At 63.0% G+C, this 14,725-nt stretch carries 15 protein-coding genes and 1 tRNA gene; 9 read left to right on the top strand and 7 right to left on the bottom strand.

Annotation, left to right across the window (positions count from 1 at the left end):
- The first annotated feature begins 105 nt into the window (after positions 1 to 105).
- The gene (locus tag ED208_RS15455) at positions 106 to 1,320 is read left to right on the top strand and encodes an NADH:flavin oxidoreductase (protein ID WP_123212827.1); all 1,215 of its coding nucleotides are present in this window, start codon (positions 106 to 108) and stop codon (positions 1,318 to 1,320) included.
- A 94-nt stretch (positions 1,321 to 1,414) separates the two neighbouring features.
- Here ED208_RS15455 and ED208_RS15450 read toward each other — a convergent pair whose 3' ends face one another.
- Entirely contained in the window at positions 1,415 to 2,104 is a 690-nt protein-coding gene (locus tag ED208_RS15450) for a hypothetical protein (protein WP_123212826.1), read from the bottom strand.
- A gap of 326 nt (positions 2,105 to 2,430) precedes the next feature.
- Between ED208_RS15450 and ED208_RS15445 the strand changes: the two genes are divergently transcribed.
- Together ED208_RS15445 and ED208_RS17395 are read left to right on the top strand one after the other, a co-directional pair.
- Positions 2,431 to 3,327 carry a crotonase/enoyl-CoA hydratase family protein gene (locus ED208_RS15445; RefSeq protein WP_123212825.1) on the top strand — a complete coding sequence of 299 codons (897 nt, stop codon included), beginning with the start codon at positions 2,431 to 2,433 and terminating at the stop codon, positions 3,325 to 3,327.
- A gap of 138 nt (positions 3,328 to 3,465) precedes the next feature.
- On the top strand, positions 3,466 to 3,636 hold the full coding sequence (locus tag ED208_RS17395; RefSeq protein WP_158608587.1) for a hypothetical protein: 171 nt from the start codon (positions 3,466 to 3,468) through the stop codon (positions 3,634 to 3,636).
- An 85-nt stretch (positions 3,637 to 3,721) separates the two neighbouring features.
- Here the strand turns inward: ED208_RS17395 and ED208_RS15440 are convergent, their stop codons facing one another.
- Positions 3,722 to 4,660: a bile acid:sodium symporter family protein gene (locus tag ED208_RS15440; RefSeq protein ID WP_267897957.1), complete on the bottom strand. Its 939-nt coding sequence runs from the start codon at positions 4,658 to 4,660 to the stop codon at positions 3,722 to 3,724.
- 124 nt (positions 4,661 to 4,784) lie between these two features.
- On the opposite strand from ED208_RS15440, the gene ED208_RS15435 reads away from it, so the two are divergent.
- Positions 4,785 to 5,834: a TauD/TfdA family dioxygenase gene (locus ED208_RS15435; protein ID WP_158608586.1), complete on the top strand. Its 1,050-nt coding sequence runs from the start codon at positions 4,785 to 4,787 to the stop codon at positions 5,832 to 5,834.
- 31 nt (positions 5,835 to 5,865) lie between these two features.
- Here the strand turns inward: ED208_RS15435 and msrA are convergent, their stop codons facing one another.
- The 5 genes from msrA to ED208_RS15410 all read right to left on the bottom strand — a co-directional run bounded on the left by msrA (position 5,866) and on the right by ED208_RS15410 (position 9,169).
- Positions 5,866 to 6,342 carry a peptide-methionine (S)-S-oxide reductase MsrA gene (gene msrA, locus ED208_RS15430; protein ID WP_123212822.1) on the bottom strand — a complete coding sequence of 159 codons (477 nt, stop codon included), beginning with the start codon at positions 6,340 to 6,342 and terminating at the stop codon, positions 5,866 to 5,868.
- Positions 6,343 to 6,395: 53 nt separating this feature from the next.
- The gene (locus ED208_RS15425) at positions 6,396 to 7,220 is read right to left on the bottom strand and encodes an HvfC family RiPP maturation protein (protein ID WP_123212821.1); all 825 of its coding nucleotides are present in this window, start codon (positions 7,218 to 7,220) and stop codon (positions 6,396 to 6,398) included.
- A complete protein-coding gene (locus ED208_RS15420; RefSeq protein ID WP_123212820.1) occupies positions 7,213 to 8,088 on the bottom strand; it encodes an HvfB family MNIO-type RiPP peptide maturase in 876 nt (291 codons plus the stop codon). The genes ED208_RS15425 and ED208_RS15420 overlap by 8 nt, the downstream gene beginning before the upstream one ends.
- Before the next feature lie 27 nt (positions 8,089 to 8,115).
- The gene (locus tag ED208_RS15415) at positions 8,116 to 8,469 is read right to left on the bottom strand and encodes an HvfA family oxazolone/thioamide-modified RiPP metallophore (protein WP_123212819.1); all 354 of its coding nucleotides are present in this window, start codon (positions 8,467 to 8,469) and stop codon (positions 8,116 to 8,118) included.
- Between the two features lie 79 nt (positions 8,470 to 8,548).
- On the bottom strand, positions 8,549 to 9,169 hold the full coding sequence (locus ED208_RS15410; protein ID WP_123212818.1) for an HvfX family Cu-binding RiPP maturation protein: 621 nt from the start codon (positions 9,167 to 9,169) through the stop codon (positions 8,549 to 8,551).
- Between the two features lie 75 nt (positions 9,170 to 9,244).
- On the opposite strand from ED208_RS15410, the gene ED208_RS15405 reads away from it, so the two are divergent.
- The 5 genes from ED208_RS15405 to ED208_RS15385 all read left to right on the top strand — a co-directional run bounded on the left by ED208_RS15405 (position 9,245) and on the right by ED208_RS15385 (position 14,581).
- On the top strand, positions 9,245 to 10,156 hold the full coding sequence (locus ED208_RS15405; protein WP_158608585.1) for an AraC family transcriptional regulator: 912 nt from the start codon (positions 9,245 to 9,247) through the stop codon (positions 10,154 to 10,156).
- Positions 10,157 to 10,299: 143 nt separating this feature from the next.
- Positions 10,300 to 10,376, top strand: a tRNA-Ile gene (locus tag ED208_RS15395).
- 57 nt (positions 10,377 to 10,433) lie between these two features.
- Positions 10,434 to 11,591 (top strand): site-specific integrase, encoded by a 1,158-nt coding sequence (locus ED208_RS15390; protein WP_123212816.1) that lies wholly within the window; start codon positions 10,434 to 10,436, stop codon positions 11,589 to 11,591.
- A gap of 258 nt (positions 11,592 to 11,849) precedes the next feature.
- Positions 11,850 to 12,788 (top strand): hypothetical protein, encoded by a 939-nt coding sequence (locus ED208_RS17175; RefSeq protein WP_148044776.1) that lies wholly within the window; start codon positions 11,850 to 11,852, stop codon positions 12,786 to 12,788.
- A complete protein-coding gene (locus ED208_RS15385; protein ID WP_123212815.1) occupies positions 12,788 to 14,581 on the top strand; it encodes an ATP-dependent nuclease in 1,794 nt (597 codons plus the stop codon). The genes ED208_RS17175 and ED208_RS15385 overlap by 1 nt, the downstream gene beginning before the upstream one ends.
- Positions 14,582 to 14,725 lie beyond the last annotated feature (144 nt).

The raw sequence follows: 14,725 nt of genomic DNA, 5'->3' as shown, positions 1-14,725 counted from the left end.
CACTGCTCGCGGCGGTGCCGAACGCCCGGCCATGGATGGCCGGGCAGGGGGCGGGTACGGAGTGCACCGTCGCGCCATGGATGGCAGGGAAAAACTAGGAGAACCATGAGCACCGCCTTCACTCCGCTGCAAATCGGCCCCCTGAAGCTGCGCAACCGCTTCATCAAGTCCGCTACCAACGAGGGCATGGCCAAGGGCGGCGTGCCCTCCAAGGCCCTGGTCGAGCACCACCGGCGCATGGCCGCCGGCGGCGCGGCGATGACCACGGTGGCCTACTGCGCGATCAGCGCCGACGGCCGCACCTTCGACGATCAGGTGACGCTGGACGAACCCAGCCTCAAGCACCTGCGCGCGCTCACCGACGCGGTGCACCGCGAGGGCGGCGCCGCCTGCGCGCAGATCACCCACGGCGGCTGCTTCACCTTCGTCAAGCAATCGGCGGGCCGGCCGATCAGCGCTTCCGGCGGCTTCAATCCGCCGGGCTCGATCAGTGGGCAATTCTTCAAGCGGGCGATGACCGAGGCCGATCTGGAGAGCGTTGCCGAGGAGTTCGTGCAGGCCGCCCTGCGTGCCGAGCGCGCCGGCTTCGACGCGGTCGAGATCCACATGGGCCACGGCTATCTGCTCAGCCAGTTCATCTCGCCCAGTTACAACAAGCGCAAGGACCAATGGGGCGGCAAGACCGCCGCCGAGCGCGTGCGCTATCCGGCGCGGGTGCTGCGCCGCGTGCTGGACGCGGTCGGTGACCGGCTGGCGGTCACCTGCAAGATATGCGTCACCGAAGGTTTCAAGGGCGGCGCTACCGCCGAAGACGCCGTGCAGGTCGCGCAGGCGCTGGAGCGCGAGGGCGCACATCTCTTGGTGCTCAGCGGCGGCATGAACGTGGAATCGCCCTGGGCGATCTTCGGCAGCAACATGCCCAAGGCCGCCACCGACGTGATCGACAACCCGGTGGTGCGGCTGGCCACCCGGCTGATGAAGCTCTGGGAGCCAAAGGTGCCCTTCCACGAGCTGTACCTGCGCGAGCACTCGCTGAAGGTGCGCGCGGCGGTGCAGATGCCGCTGGCCTATCTCGGTGGTGCGAAATCCATGTCCGGCGTGCGGCAGGTGCTGGGCGAGGGTTTCGACGCCGTGGTGATGGGCCGCGCCTTGATCCACGAGCCGAACCTGGTCAACCAATTTCGCGACGGCACCGCCACGGTCTCGGGCTGCACCGCCTGCAACGAATGCGTGGTGAGCATGTACACCCCCGGCGGCACCCGCTGCGTGCTGCATCCGCCGAGCGACGTAAAGCTCAACCAGACGCCAGCGGCGGCCTAGAGGCGGGCCGCTGCAAAGCTGAGTAGTCCAGGTAGCCCGGATGTAATCCGGGTCAACACTTGCCGTGAGAAGGAGGCCCCGGATTGCATCCAGGCTACCTCGTCAGTGAGTAGATGATTGGAGAGTCTCGAAGCTCACATATCTGCGAATCGTCCAAGATAAAAACTGCGTCAAAAACAGCGAACGCGTTGATGTCCTTTAGAAGTGGATGGAGAAACTCGGCTGCCTTTCGGAAGCTGATGTGGGGCAATGGCCAGTTGTCATAGACCATAAGCCAATTCTCTGGGTGGCGTGCGAATCCCGGGGCGGTGGCCTTGGGAATCTTGCCCTGGACATAGTGGGTGATTGCCGCTGCCCACTCACGCTCGGCAGAATCGCCAACCCAGCCATCGCCAGGTTCATCGGCTTCAATCTCTTCGCGCAGTTCGGCGGCAGTCTTACGAGGCTCGCCTGGAGTTGCGTGTGGCGTGAAGAACACGTCCGGGCCTGAGCCCTTATCCCGTAGGAACTGTGCCCGGGCGACATTCTCTGGAACAGCCTCTGTGTGCTCGATGCCGATAGAACCGCTTGGCATGGACAGCACAAAGTCCGGCTTGTCGGCGTGCGCGAGTGCCAGCGGAAACGACAGCCTAGAGACGGGGATAGTGGCCAGCAGGTGAGCAATGCAGTAGCGCTCAGCGTGTTGGTTGCGCCTGCCGGCATGGCGCTCGGGAACATCTCTGTCTAGCTGGGCAAGCGCGCCTCCTAGTTGTTCAGCGCTTGTAGCAAGCAGGATTTCTTTCATGGGAGCTACCAGCCAACAGACGGAACACCGTCGCCATATGTATTTTGGACCGGGCACCGAAGTCGGGTTCTAAACACTTGTTCTTGAACGCGGTCGCTTTCATCCCGTCTTCTTGCGCGGTGCTCGCCCAGACGTTCCTGGTGCCCAGCGGCGATGCTGCCCCGGCATGGGGGTGAGAAGCAAGGAGCGACTGCAGTCGGATAGACCGTCTTGGGCAGAGTGCCACTGATCCGAGAGCCAGACCGCCTGACCAGTCCAGATATGCATCTATTCAATCGCAGGCATCGCCTAAGCTGTCGTCCCTTTCTGGAGAGAGACCACATCACATGGGCCACGACTACAACACCCTCGACTACGCCGTCGCCGACGGCATCCTCACGCTCACCCTCAACCGCCCGGAGCAGATGAATGCCTTCACGGTGGAGATGGCCAACGAGCTGGTCGCGGCCTTCGACCGTGCCAGCGAGGACGATGCGGTACGCGCCATCGTCGTCACCGGCGCTGGCAAGGCCTTCTGCGCCGGCATGGACCTTTCCAAGCCTGGCAATGTCTTCGGCCTCGACGAGAGTCAGCGGCCGACGCTGGACGACATGCGCACGCGTCTCGAAGACCCCGCCATCCACGACGGCGTGCGCGACACCGGCGGGCGGGTGACGCTGGCGATCTACCGCTGCAAGAAGCCGGTGATCGGCGCCATCAATGGCGCGGCGGTGGGCATCGGCGCCACCATGACCCTGGCGATGGACGTGCGGCTGGCCTCCGAGAAGGCGCGCATCGGCTTCGTGTTCGGCAAGATCGGCATCGTTCCGGAAGCCTGTTCGAGCTGGTTCCTGCCGCGCATCGTCGGCATTTCCCAGGCGCTGGAGTGGGTGCTGAGCGCCGACATCCTCAGCGCCGACGAGGCGCGCGCCGGCGGACTGGTGAAGGCGGTCGTGGCGCCGGATCAACTGTTGCCGGAGGCCTACAAGCTGGCGCGCAAGTTTGTCGAGCACCGCTCGCCGGTGGCGGTGGCTCTGGCTCGGCAGATGCTCTACCGCAACTCCGCCCAGGCGCATCCGATTGAGGCGCACCGGGTCGATTCGCTGGCGATGTTCTACACCAGCCTCGGCGACGGCAAGGAAGGGGTGCGCTCGTTCCTGGAAAAGCGCGCGCCGGACTACGCCTCCCGGGCGTCCACCGATCTGCCGCCGTTCTACGCCGACTGGGCGCGCGAACCGGGCTGAGGTCAGCCGCGTCCTGGCCTGTTGCTTGCGTAGCGCCGGGTACCCTGAACGCGCTGGTATTCGTTACCCTAGCCGTCATCGCCGGGCGGGTGGATTGCGATCGCCGCCCGCTGCTGTTTCGCCCTCCAGGAGCCTGCCGTGTCGTCCGACAACAACGAAGAGAAGTTCACCCGCACCGTCGCTTTCATGAAGCAGCGCCAGGCGGAGAAGGAGAAGGACAATCGCTGGACCGGCAAGGTGTCGTTCGTGATCGGCGCCATCGGTGCGACGGCGATCGTGCTCGGCACCTTGTACTTCCTGTTCCGCTAGAACGCTCAACGGCTGTCCGGATGACCCTGGCGGCATCGCCAGGGCAAGGCCGGACCGGCGCTTGAACCTTTGGACGGCGCCGCGACTAAGCCTCGAGTCCCGTCCGTGGCGGAATCCGCGACCACACCGCCGCCACTACGCCGCCGGCAAGAATGTGCCAGACGCCCCACCAGGCGGCGATCAGCGCCATCGGTCCGGAGCCGTCGAAGAAGTTGAAGATCAGCACCAGGCCGAGGCCGGAATTGTGGATGCCGGTCTCGATGGCGAGTGCGCGACGGTCGGCCTCCGGCAGCCGGAACAGCCAGCCCAGGCCGTAGCCGCCGGCGATGGCCAGCGCATTGAGCAGGAACACCCAGCCGAACAGCGCCTCGATGTGTTCCAGAAACAGCCGGTAGTTGCCCGCGAAGCCGCCGACGATGAAGGCCAGCAGCAGCAGGCCGGCGGCGATCCGCAGCGGCTGGCGGATGCGCAGCGCCAGCGCCGGCGCGTAGTGCCTGAACAGGCCGCCCAGGAACAGCGGCAGTGCGACGATGGCGAGCACCGTCCAGAGCATGCCGACGAGATCGACATGCAGCTCGGGCAGGGCGCCGGCGGCGCCCACCGCGCGGGCGGTTAGCGCGAACAAGCCGGGCGTGGCGACGGCGGCGGTGAGGGTGGAAATGGTCACCAGGCTGATGCCCAGCACCACGTTGGCGCGCGCCAGCATCGACAGGTAGTTGGAGACATTGCCGCCCGGGCAGGCCGAGACCAGCAGCATGCCCAGGGCCAGGCCCGGTGGCGGCTTCAGCAGCAGGATCAGCGCCACCGTCATCAGCGGCATGTACAGCCATTGCGAGACCAGCCCCACCAGCAGACCGCGCGGCTGTCGCCGCAGCTTGGCCAGCGGCTCGCGCTCGATGAACAACGACACCGCGAACATCAGGAAGGCCAGCGCGAGATTGAGCACGCGCAGGCTTTCGGCGGAGAAATGGATGCTGGCCTGATCGAGGGCGCTCATGGGCAGGGAGCCGGCAAAGGCGCGCACTGTGCCCAAGCGTGCCTAAGGCCGACCAATACTTTGTTCTGCCTAGGTTATGAACAAATTGCTATTTACTGATACCCCGGGAAATGCGGGAGGATGCGCGCAGTTCCCCGCCTTGGTGCCAAGCATGTCCGCCAACCCGCCGCCGTTCTCGCTGAGTTCCGCCCGCCTGCCGCTGCTGGTACAGCCGGCCGGCATCGCCGATGTCGCCGGCCTGAGCGCCTGGCTGGAAGCCCATCGGGATTGGGTCACCGAGCAGTTGCACGAGGTCGGCGCCTTGCTGTTCCGCGGTTTCGGCGTGCGTGGCGTCGACGATGTCGAGGTGGTGGCGCGCGCCATCGAGCCGGGTTTGCAGAACGAGTACCTGGGCTCCTCGCCGCGCGTCGCGCTGAGCAAGAGCGGCTACGTGTTTTCGGCCAGTGAGCTGCCGGACTTCTACCCGCTGCCGGCGCACAACGAGATGTCGTTCACCGCCCAGCCGCCGTCGCGGCTGTTCTTTGCCTGCACCATTGCGCCGGGCAAATTCGGGGAGACGCCGCTGGTGGACTTCCGCGCCGTCTACCGCGATCTCGACCCGGCACTGCGCGAGCGCTGGGCCAAGAAAGGCCTGCGCATCATCCGCAACTACTCCGGCCCCGGCGAGACCAAGAAGGATTTCTTCGAGCTGAAGAAGTGGACCGAGATGTTCAACACCCGCGACCGCGCGGTGGTGGAAGCGACCTGTGCCCGCGAAGGCTTCCAGCCGGTGTGGAAGGACAACGACCGGCTGGCGCTGATCAGCCATCACCAGCCGGTGCGGCCGCATCCGGTCACCGGCGAGCCGGTGTGGTTCAACCACATCCACAACTTCCACCTCGACGCCGGCCACCTCGAATACTTCCAGGTCTTGAAGCTGCGCCCGAGCCTGCGCCACCTGCGCTATTGGGCGCTGGCGCGGGCGCTGAGCGCCTGGAAGCGGCGCACGGTCGCCGCCGAAGACCAGGCCATGCACGCCACCTTCGCCGACGGCAGCGAGATCCCCAGCGCCGAGGTCGATGCGGTGATCCGCGCGATCTGGAAAAACCTGGTCATCACCCCCTGGCAGCAGGGCGATGTGGTGGTGATCGACAACGCCTCCACCGGCCATGGCCGCCTGCCCTACGAAGGGCCGCGCGAGGTGGTGGTGTCCTGGGCCTAGTTCCGGGCCTGGCTCCGGCGGTGCTCGCGATTTAGAGCGTGCAGGCCAGGTTCGGGTGCTTTTCCCCGTACTTCTGGTGGTACTCCTCGGCCGGCCAGAAGGTGGCCGCCGGCTCGATGCGGGTGACGATGCGGCCGGCGAAATGGCCGGCATCGAGCTCCGCGCGCACCCGCTCGGCCACCGCCTGCTGGGCCTCGCTGTGGGTGAAGATCACTGAGCGGTACTGGGTGCCGACGTCCTCGCCCTGACGGTTGAGCGTGGTCGGGTCGTGCATCTCGAAGAAGTAGCGCACCAGCGCTTCGTAGCTGGTCTGCGCTGGGTCGAAGCGCAGCTCCACCACTTCGGCATGACCGGTGCGGTCGGTGCACACCTGCTTGTAGGTGGGCTGGGCGAGCTGCCCGCCCTCGTAACCGACGGCAGTGGACAGCACCCCCGGGCGGCGGCCGAACTTGTATTCCACGCCCCAGAAACAGCCGGCGGCAAAGGTCGCTTTTTCAGTGTTTTCCATGGTCTGTCAGTGACGGCAGTCGGCCTGCCAGGATGCGGCGCCGCGCCGGGTTTTCAAGTGGCGGGCGGTGCCGGCCGCCGGGTGCCGAGGATCACCTCGCGCTCGCGCAGGCCCTGCAGCATGGCCAGGCCGGGCGCCATCAGGCTCGTCGCCGCAGTACCCAGCTCGCTGGCGATTCGCGCGATCAGTTCCGCGCCGCTGGCCTCGGGTTGCTCCTCCGCGAGGCTCAGCAGCCGGGCGGTGACCGCGTTGATCTCCAGAAAGCGCACCTCGTCCTGGCGGCTGCGATAGACCACCAGCCAGGTGGTCTCCGCGCCCGGCTCGCCGGGCTGGAACTGCGGACCGATGCGGTGCACCGGGTAGTCGTAGCCCAGCGTCCAGGCCAGCGGCGACACATAGGGCGGCGCCGCCAGCAGATCGCCGTTGGGGTCGGCCAGCGACACCTTGCCCGCGCCTAGCTCGGCGCGGTCCGGGTGGGGCGCGTCCTCGGCGATCGACAGTGCCAGCTCCACCCATTCGTAGTGCGCCAGCTCCGGCAGAAACGCCGGGTCTTCCGGCGGGGTGCCGCGCTCGTCCTGCAGATAGCGCACGAATTCCTCGGCGACGCCGTTGAACAGCGGGTCGCGGCACTGGTGGCGGGCGTAGAAGTCACGCACCAGGCCGTGCCAGTGGGCGTCGGGCAGCAGTTGCCGGATCACCGGAAAGGCGTTGGCGAGAAAGCCTTCGACGTTGTTGTAGAACAGCTCGCGGTAGACCCGCAGTCGCCGCTCCTCGATGCCGGCTGGGCCGGGGTGCTGCTCGGGATCGCGCAGGTGCGCGGTGAACGCGTACTGCAATTGCTGAAAGCGCGGGCGCAGGCCGTCAACACGCTCAGCCATGCGCGATCCTGGTTAAAGGCTGCGCCCGAGCCTGAGCAACATTGATGCGCTGGATCTCCTGCATCAGCTCCGGTAGCGGCGGGATGTTGAAGTCGCGTTCCAGCAGCGTCGGCACCGGCCCCAGGCGCACGTAGACCTCGTCCAGTAGCGCCCAGGCGGGGTCGTCGACATCGCTGCCGTGGGTGTCGATGCGCAGGTCCTCGGCCTCGACGTAGTGCCCGGCGAGGTGCAGATAGCGCACCCGCTCCAGCGGCAGCTGGTCGAGAAAGGCGCGGGCCTCGTAACGGTGGTTGATGCTGTTGACCACGAGGTTGTTGACGTCGAGCAGCAGATCGCAGTCGGCGCGCTCGATCACCGCGCGGATGAACTCGGCCTCGCTCAGTTCGGTGGCCAGCGGCGTGTAGTAGCTGGCGTTCTCCAGCGCGATGCGGCGTTCGAGGAGGTCCTGCACGCGGCGCACGCGCGCCGCCACGTAGTCCACCGCCTCTTCGGTGAACGGGATCGGCATCAGGTCGTAGAGATGACCGTCGTCCGAGCAGAACGTGAGATGTTCGGTGTAGTCGGCAATGCCGTGCTGGTCGAGAAACACTTTCAGCGCGCGGACGAAGTCCTCGTCCAGCGGCGCCGGGGAACCGATCGACAGCGACAGGCCATGCGCGACAAACGGAAAGCGCTCGGTGTAGGCGCGAAACTGGCGACCGAGACGGCCACCCGTGCGCATCCAGTTTTCCGGCGCCACTTCAAGAAAGCCGATGCCCTGACCGGGCATCGGCTGCACATCCGAAAGCGGGCCCAGCAGCGCCCGCCGCAAGCCCAGACCCGCGCCACGCACCTGAGGGATCGCCGAGGACAGGGCGCGGGTTTGCATCGCCAGACTGGGCAAGATCAGCGTTGCTCAGTTGGTCTTGGGCTTGTCGGCGCCGCACTTGGCTTCGCCGCACTTGTGCTCGGCAGCCTTCTTGTCGGCACCGCACTTGGCCTCGGCAGCCTTCTTGTCGGCCCCGCACTTGGCTTCGGCGGCCTTTTTGTCGGCGCCGCACTTGGCTTCACCGCACTTGTGCTCGGCAGCCTTCTTGTCGGCACCGCACTTGGCTTCGCCACACTTGGCCTCGCCGGTCTTGGCGTCACCGAGGGAGGCGACCATGTAGCCGGAGGAGAGGTCGGAGGCCGCGAACACCGGGGCAGCGCCGCAGAGGGCGAAGGCGGTGCCGAGAGCGAGGGCGAGGGGCTTCTTGTTGAGATTGCGCATGATGTATCTCCAGGGTTGCAGTGACCGACAGACCGGTCGTGATTGAAATGATGTGGCCTCTAGGCGGGCCACCCGCACTTTACGCCGACTTCACCGCCGCAGATGCGTCCAGCCGGCGGCGCAGCCAGTAGTCCAGACTCAGATAGCGCCCGGCGCCGGTGAAGAACAGCGTCAGCAGCATCACCAGATAGGTCACCGCGAACTCCACGCCGTTGTTCAGCACTACCAGCGAGCCATGCCGGGTCAGCTCTTCGTACTCGCCGCTCTGCATCAGCAGCTCCTTGGCGCGCGCCAGGGCGGCGGTGGCCTCCAGGGTGCGCTCGGTGGCGAACAGGCCCATGCCCTCCGAGATCGCCAGCCAGCCGTTGTGCCAGTGCACAGTGAAGATCGCCACCAACATGGTGGCCATCATCGGCAGCGTCATCCAGCGCAGCCCCAGCCCGAGCAGCAAGCTGATCGCACCCCCCAGCTCGGCACCGATGGCAAGACCCGCCATCAGGGTCGGAAACGGCAGGCCCAGGCCCCAGTCGGCATTGCCGAACCACTCGACCGTATCGGCAAAACCCATGGCCTTGTTCCAGCCTGCCATCCACATTACCGGCGCCAGGTAGAGGCGCAGCAACAGCGGCGCCAGCCAATCGGCAGCACGGCTGGCGTCTAGTCCTTGCTGCAGGCGCTGGGCGATAACGAGGGGTTTCATGACTGGCTCTGTGGAGGAACGCCGCCATACTAGGCAGAGCCGATGCGTCACACCGGTTGCCCCCGTCCAGCGTTTATGTCCGAAACCCCAGTCACCCCCGATTTGGATGCCAGCCCCGCAGAAGGCGTCTTGCAGAGCCTGCTGGCCGCCTACCAGCTGAGGGCGCGGCTCACCGACCGGCTGGAACTGTGCGGGCGCTGGGAAGAGCCCGAGCCCGACGCGCCCCTGGCCTGGTTCCATCTGGTCGAGCAGGGGCGCTGCTACATCCGCGCCGACATCCTGCCCCGGCCGCTGTGCCTGGAGGCCGGTGACCTGGTGCTGTTCCCCGGTGGCGCTGCCCACCTGCTGTGCAGCGCCGCCGAGCCGGCGCAGGAGTCCGACCAGGCGAGCGCGGTACTGCTATGCGGCGAGTTCGAGTTTGAAGGTCAGGCCGCCGCGCCAATGATCCAGGCGCTGCCGCCCTGCCTGGTGGTGCCCTCCTCTGCCGGCGGCCCCAGCCTGCGAGGCTTGGCCAGCCTGCTTCGGGACGAGGCTCAGCGGCGCGCCTTCGGCAGCCGCGCGGTGATGGACAAGCTGTCCGACGCACTGTTCGTGATCGCCCTGCGGCATCACCTGCAGCAGCGCGGCGAACTGCGCGGCCTGCTCTCGGCCCTGGTCGATCCGCGCCTCGCACCGGCTCTGGCGGCGATCCACGGCGCGCCTGGTGACAGCTGGACGGTCGCCTCACTGGCCGAACGCGCGCACCAGTCGCGCGCCGCTTTCGCGCAGCGCTTCAATGAAGTGCTCGGCGAGCCGCCGATGCGCTACCTGGCACGTTGGCGCATGACTGAAGCCCTGCGCTTGCTGCGCGATCCGCGCCTGTCGGTGGCCGCCGTGTCCGGCCAACTCGGTTTTGAAACCGAAGCCGCGTTCCGCCGTGGCTTCAAGCGCATCCACGGCTACGGCCCTGGTCAGGCGCGGCGCAACGCCCGAGCCAACAAGGCTTAAAATCCCGCCCTCGCGGCGCCCGGCGTTGCCGCTTGGACGGGCCTTTAGCTCAATGGTTAGAGCAGGGGACTCATAATCCCCAAGTCATTGACGAAGGGGTCACTAGCTTCAACAATGCTCCGCAGAGAGTGAATGATCAAAAAGGGCCTTTAGCTCAATCGGTTAGAGCACGCGACTCATAATCGCTTGGTTGCCGGTTCAAGTCCGGCAGGGCCCACCATTCACCTCCAAATTGGCGCCAGGTACAAATCTGGTACAGCAGCGATTGGAGAATGCGATGGCCACGTTCGTGAAGGTGCTCGCGAAGTCCAAGAATGGAACGCCTGATAACAAGGCTGGCCGCGCGCCAACTTACAGACACAAAGCCGTCGTTCGACTGACAGGATGGCCGACGTGCAGCAAGACCTTTCGCCTGAAAAAGGACGCCGAAGATTGGGCGCGGCGCATCGAGGACGAGATGGTCCGCGGCGTATTCATCCAGCGCGCGCCATCGGAGCGGACAACGCTTAAGGCCGCCCTCGAACGTTACGAAACGGAGGTTACCCCTAGGAAGCGACCAAGCTCCAGAGCGTCGGAAGTCCGCCGTATCGCCACGTTGAAGCGCGAACTCGGCAGCTATTCGCTAGCCGCGCTCACTCCAGATTTGGTGGCGTCATTTCGTGATAAGCGACTCAATGGCGATATCGATCCCAATACAGGCGAGCGGCGACGGAGGGCTCCCAACACAGTGCGTTTGGAGCTGGCGCTGCTCAGCCATCTCTTTTCCTTGGTCATCAAGGAATGGCGACTGGGTGTGACGAGCAACCCCGTGATGCTGATCTCGAAACCCTCACCAGGACCTGGTCGCAATCGCCGACTGTCTCAAGCCGAAGAAGATCGGCTTATGCCTTACGTTGATCGGCACTCGAATCCGATGCTCCGATGGATCGTGCGCATTGCCTTGGAAACAGGAATGCGGTCATCGGAGATCACTTCATTGCGCTGCAATCAAGTGGATACGGCGCGACGTATCGTTCGGCTTGAGTACACCAAGAACACCACTGCCCGCACGGTGCCCCTGACCAAGACTGCAACCGCAATCTTCGTTGAAGCACTCAATCATGCTGCTCGCCCGCCGGATACTGACCTCATCTTTTTCGGCGAACCGGGCGAAGGCGGGGTCCGTCGGCCTTATGAGTTCAACAAAGTGTGGGCTGCGGTCAGGTCCAAGGCCGGGCTATATGATTTTCACTTCCACGATTTGCGTCATGAAGCGGTCAGTCGATTGGTCGAATCCGGCCTTGGCGATCAAGAAGTCGCTGCCATCAGCGGACACAAGTCGATGCAAATGCTCAAGCGATATACCCATCTTCGGAGCGAAGATCTCGTAGATCGGCTCGATCAGATGACTGAAAGAAGGTCGGCAAAAAGGGATGCCAATCAAGCGCCGGCTTAGTCGGCTAAAACCAGCCCAAAGCGGACCTTCGCAGTTGCCGGGGTCTTGACTGCAAATTGCGGCAGGTGTGAAGTCCCGACCATCGGCAGAGGGGTCTGCGGTGTAACTCGGCGAGCCCTCAAATTAGGCGCGTTCTAAGGGACTGTTACCAATGCGAATCGCGTTTCGGAAACTGCCCTGCGGCCATCGGTCACCGCACTTCGGCGATCCAATCCGCGTTGGGCTCAGTAATCGATATGAACTATGAAGGGAGTTGTCTTGAGAGAAGTCGATTTGGATCCTTGTGAAATCTGCCTCGACCAACAAGCAGAGACTTTGCCCAGCGGCTTCGACGGTATCGAGCAGTCCTGCCCAAGGTGTGGACACTTTCGACTTTCTGGTACTGCCGGATCGCTGCTCCGTCGGGCGAGAGACAGGCGAGCTCGAGCGACGCTGTCTGGATGGGTGCGTGAGCAATTTGTTGCCGGCTCAGTTCCATTGATTACGAGCGTCGTTCTGGAGAACGTACTAAGGCGACGTCCGTCGTCGATTTCTGATCGGTCCGACGGTCTGCTCCGAGAAGCCCGACGGGGGCTTGGACCGCTAGGAGCATCATTCAACATCAGTGAGCCACGATTTCTGGCAGCAACATACTCTGCGTCCAAGGAAGATGTCGTTTACTTGGCACGAATGCTAGAAAATCGAGGGAACCTTAAATTCCTCGGCACGGGCGGAGACTGCCAAATTCTGCCTGACGGCTACATGCGACTTGAGGATGTTGAAAGACGTCAGCCGATTTCGTCGCAAGGTTTCATCGCGATGTGGTTTGATCCCGGACTGAACAAAATTTACGAGGATGGGTTTCAGAAAGGTATTCTCGCAGCGGGCTACGACCCGCTTCGCATCGATAGAGTTGAACACATAAACAGGATCGACGACGAGATAATTCGTCAGATCAACGCGTCGCGGTTTCTTGTTGCTGACTTCACAGGCCATCGAGGTGGCGTCTACTTCGAGGCTGGATACGCCTTAGGTCGGGGGTTGCCAGTGTTCTGGACTTGCCGAAAGAGTGACCTGTGCGACCTTCATTTCGACATACGGCAGTTCAACTGTATCGACTGGGAGACGCCGGAAGAACTGGCAATACGACTCACTTCACGTATAGAAGCTGTCGCCGGGCCTGGCCCGATAAAAGTGTCACCGACGAGCGCAAGCTGATGAAGCTCGTCACCAACATTGAGGTTGCCTACTTCCGCTCAATCTACAAGGACCAACTTTCTGAGTGTCGTCCGATGAACATCGCGTTCGGACGAAATGACTCCGGCAAGAGCAACGTCCTTCGAGCGCTAAATCTTTTCTTCAACAACCAGACGAACCCGGGTCAGCCTTTCAGATTTGAAAGAGACTTCAATCACTCCCGGCGTGCAGATGCCGATGACGGAAACATAAAAAAGTTCGTCTACGTCAAAATCGAGTTCCAAACACCGCCAAGCTGGCGAGCGTCACTAGGCGACTCGTTCTGGGTCAAAAAGCAATGGAGTGTCACAAACCAAGATACCCCTCAGGTGAGCTCTCCCTTCGAGGGGCGGCAGCAACAGTATTTGACGCGATTTCTGAACAAAGTTCGCTTTTACTACATCCCCGCGATCAAAGATCGGAAGATTTTCGAGCAGCTGCAATCTCAGATTTACGAGCGCATCGCCGCTCATGAGGATTTCTCAGAATCGCTACGCGGTTTTGCTGGCGCGCTACGAGAGCGAACGGCCGACCTGACGCAAGGGCTTCTGAACGGGTTGGGCATCAACAGTGCGGTCTCCACGCCGCAAGATCTAACCGATCTTTTTCGTTCTCTCGACTTTGAGACGACTTCTGAGGCTGGGGACTCTTACAGCCTTACGCTGCAGCGGGGCGATGGAATACAGGTGCGACATATTCCACTCATTCTTTCTTTTCTTTCGGAGAGAGATACAGGGCATTACTTCCTATGGGGCTTCGAAGAGCCCGAGAACTCACTTGAACTCGCCAACGCAATCCAAGAGGCAGAGACTTTTCAGCAGTTCTCTAGGGAACCAAACATTCAGGTGTTCCTGACCAGTCACAGCCCAGCATTTTTTACCCTTGAGAGCGAACAAGTTCAGCGCTACTTCGTATCGCGCTCCTACTCACGGAAAGAGCGGCTGAACTCGGTCGTGAAAATGCTTCGTCAAGAAGACGGCAGTGCTCCAGGCGAGCTTATGGGAGAGGCGCCACACCTGGCGGTTGTAAGTTCGTACCTGAAAGAAGCGGATGCCAAGATCCGACAAATGGGACAGGCAACAGCGGACTTGCAACAGCAACTCCAAGCTATGGAGAGATCCATACTCTTCGTAGAAGGTGAGGCCGACAAGATAATCCTAGATGCCACTTGGCGCCTGCTTATCGGCGGTGCTTGTCCGTTCGATATTCTCCCAGCCGGAGGCACGACGAAGATGGAGAGTCTCGGTTGCGACGGCCGAATTCTCAGTTCGATTGCCCCGACCCGGAAGATCCTAGTACTCGTGGACAACGATGCGGAGGGGCGGCGCGTTTACAAGAATGGAAGACTCGACGCCGGGGGCAGGTGGATCGAAAACAATTCGAGCGGCGTCTGGTGGCGTCGGCTTCCACTGAGCGTTGAATTCCGCGACCAGATGACTGCACTTCGGGTTCCACAGCATGAGTGGCCGGGCTGTATGGAGAATCTGTTTCCAGTTGCTCTCCGAGAAGAAGCAGTTGTGGACGGAGAACTTAGGCTCACTGACGAGCCGCACGCCGAACTACTGTCGTCGCAGATTTTCCGATCGATTAAGACGCATATTCGCCCTCGCCCCGATCTCGCGCATCACTACGTGCTCGCCGCTGACCCGGATTTTAAGATCCGATTTGCCCGATGGTTGGAGGCTGCTGCAGCGAGAAATCCGCAGTTGTTGTCGGAATTGCAGCCAATACTTCAAGAAGCTGCTCGAATCGTGAACACACCAGTACGCAACTAGCCGCAATCGCTGGTGACGGAACTACCTGTTATTTCCTGCACCTCGCTCAGAACTCGCCTAAACGTCCGCTTCTGGCACCGAATTGTCTGTGACGACCGGTGAGATGCAGCCCAGAGCCGACTGTCGCGATGCTTCACTTGATCT

Origin of the sequence: Stagnimonas aquatica (assembly GCF_003730135.1) — a bacterium.
Classification (GTDB): Bacteria; Pseudomonadota; Gammaproteobacteria; order Nevskiales; family Nevskiaceae; genus Stagnimonas; species Stagnimonas aquatica.
Note: the sequence above shows the minus strand (reverse complement) of the source record. Positions and strands in the feature narration are given on the sequence as shown.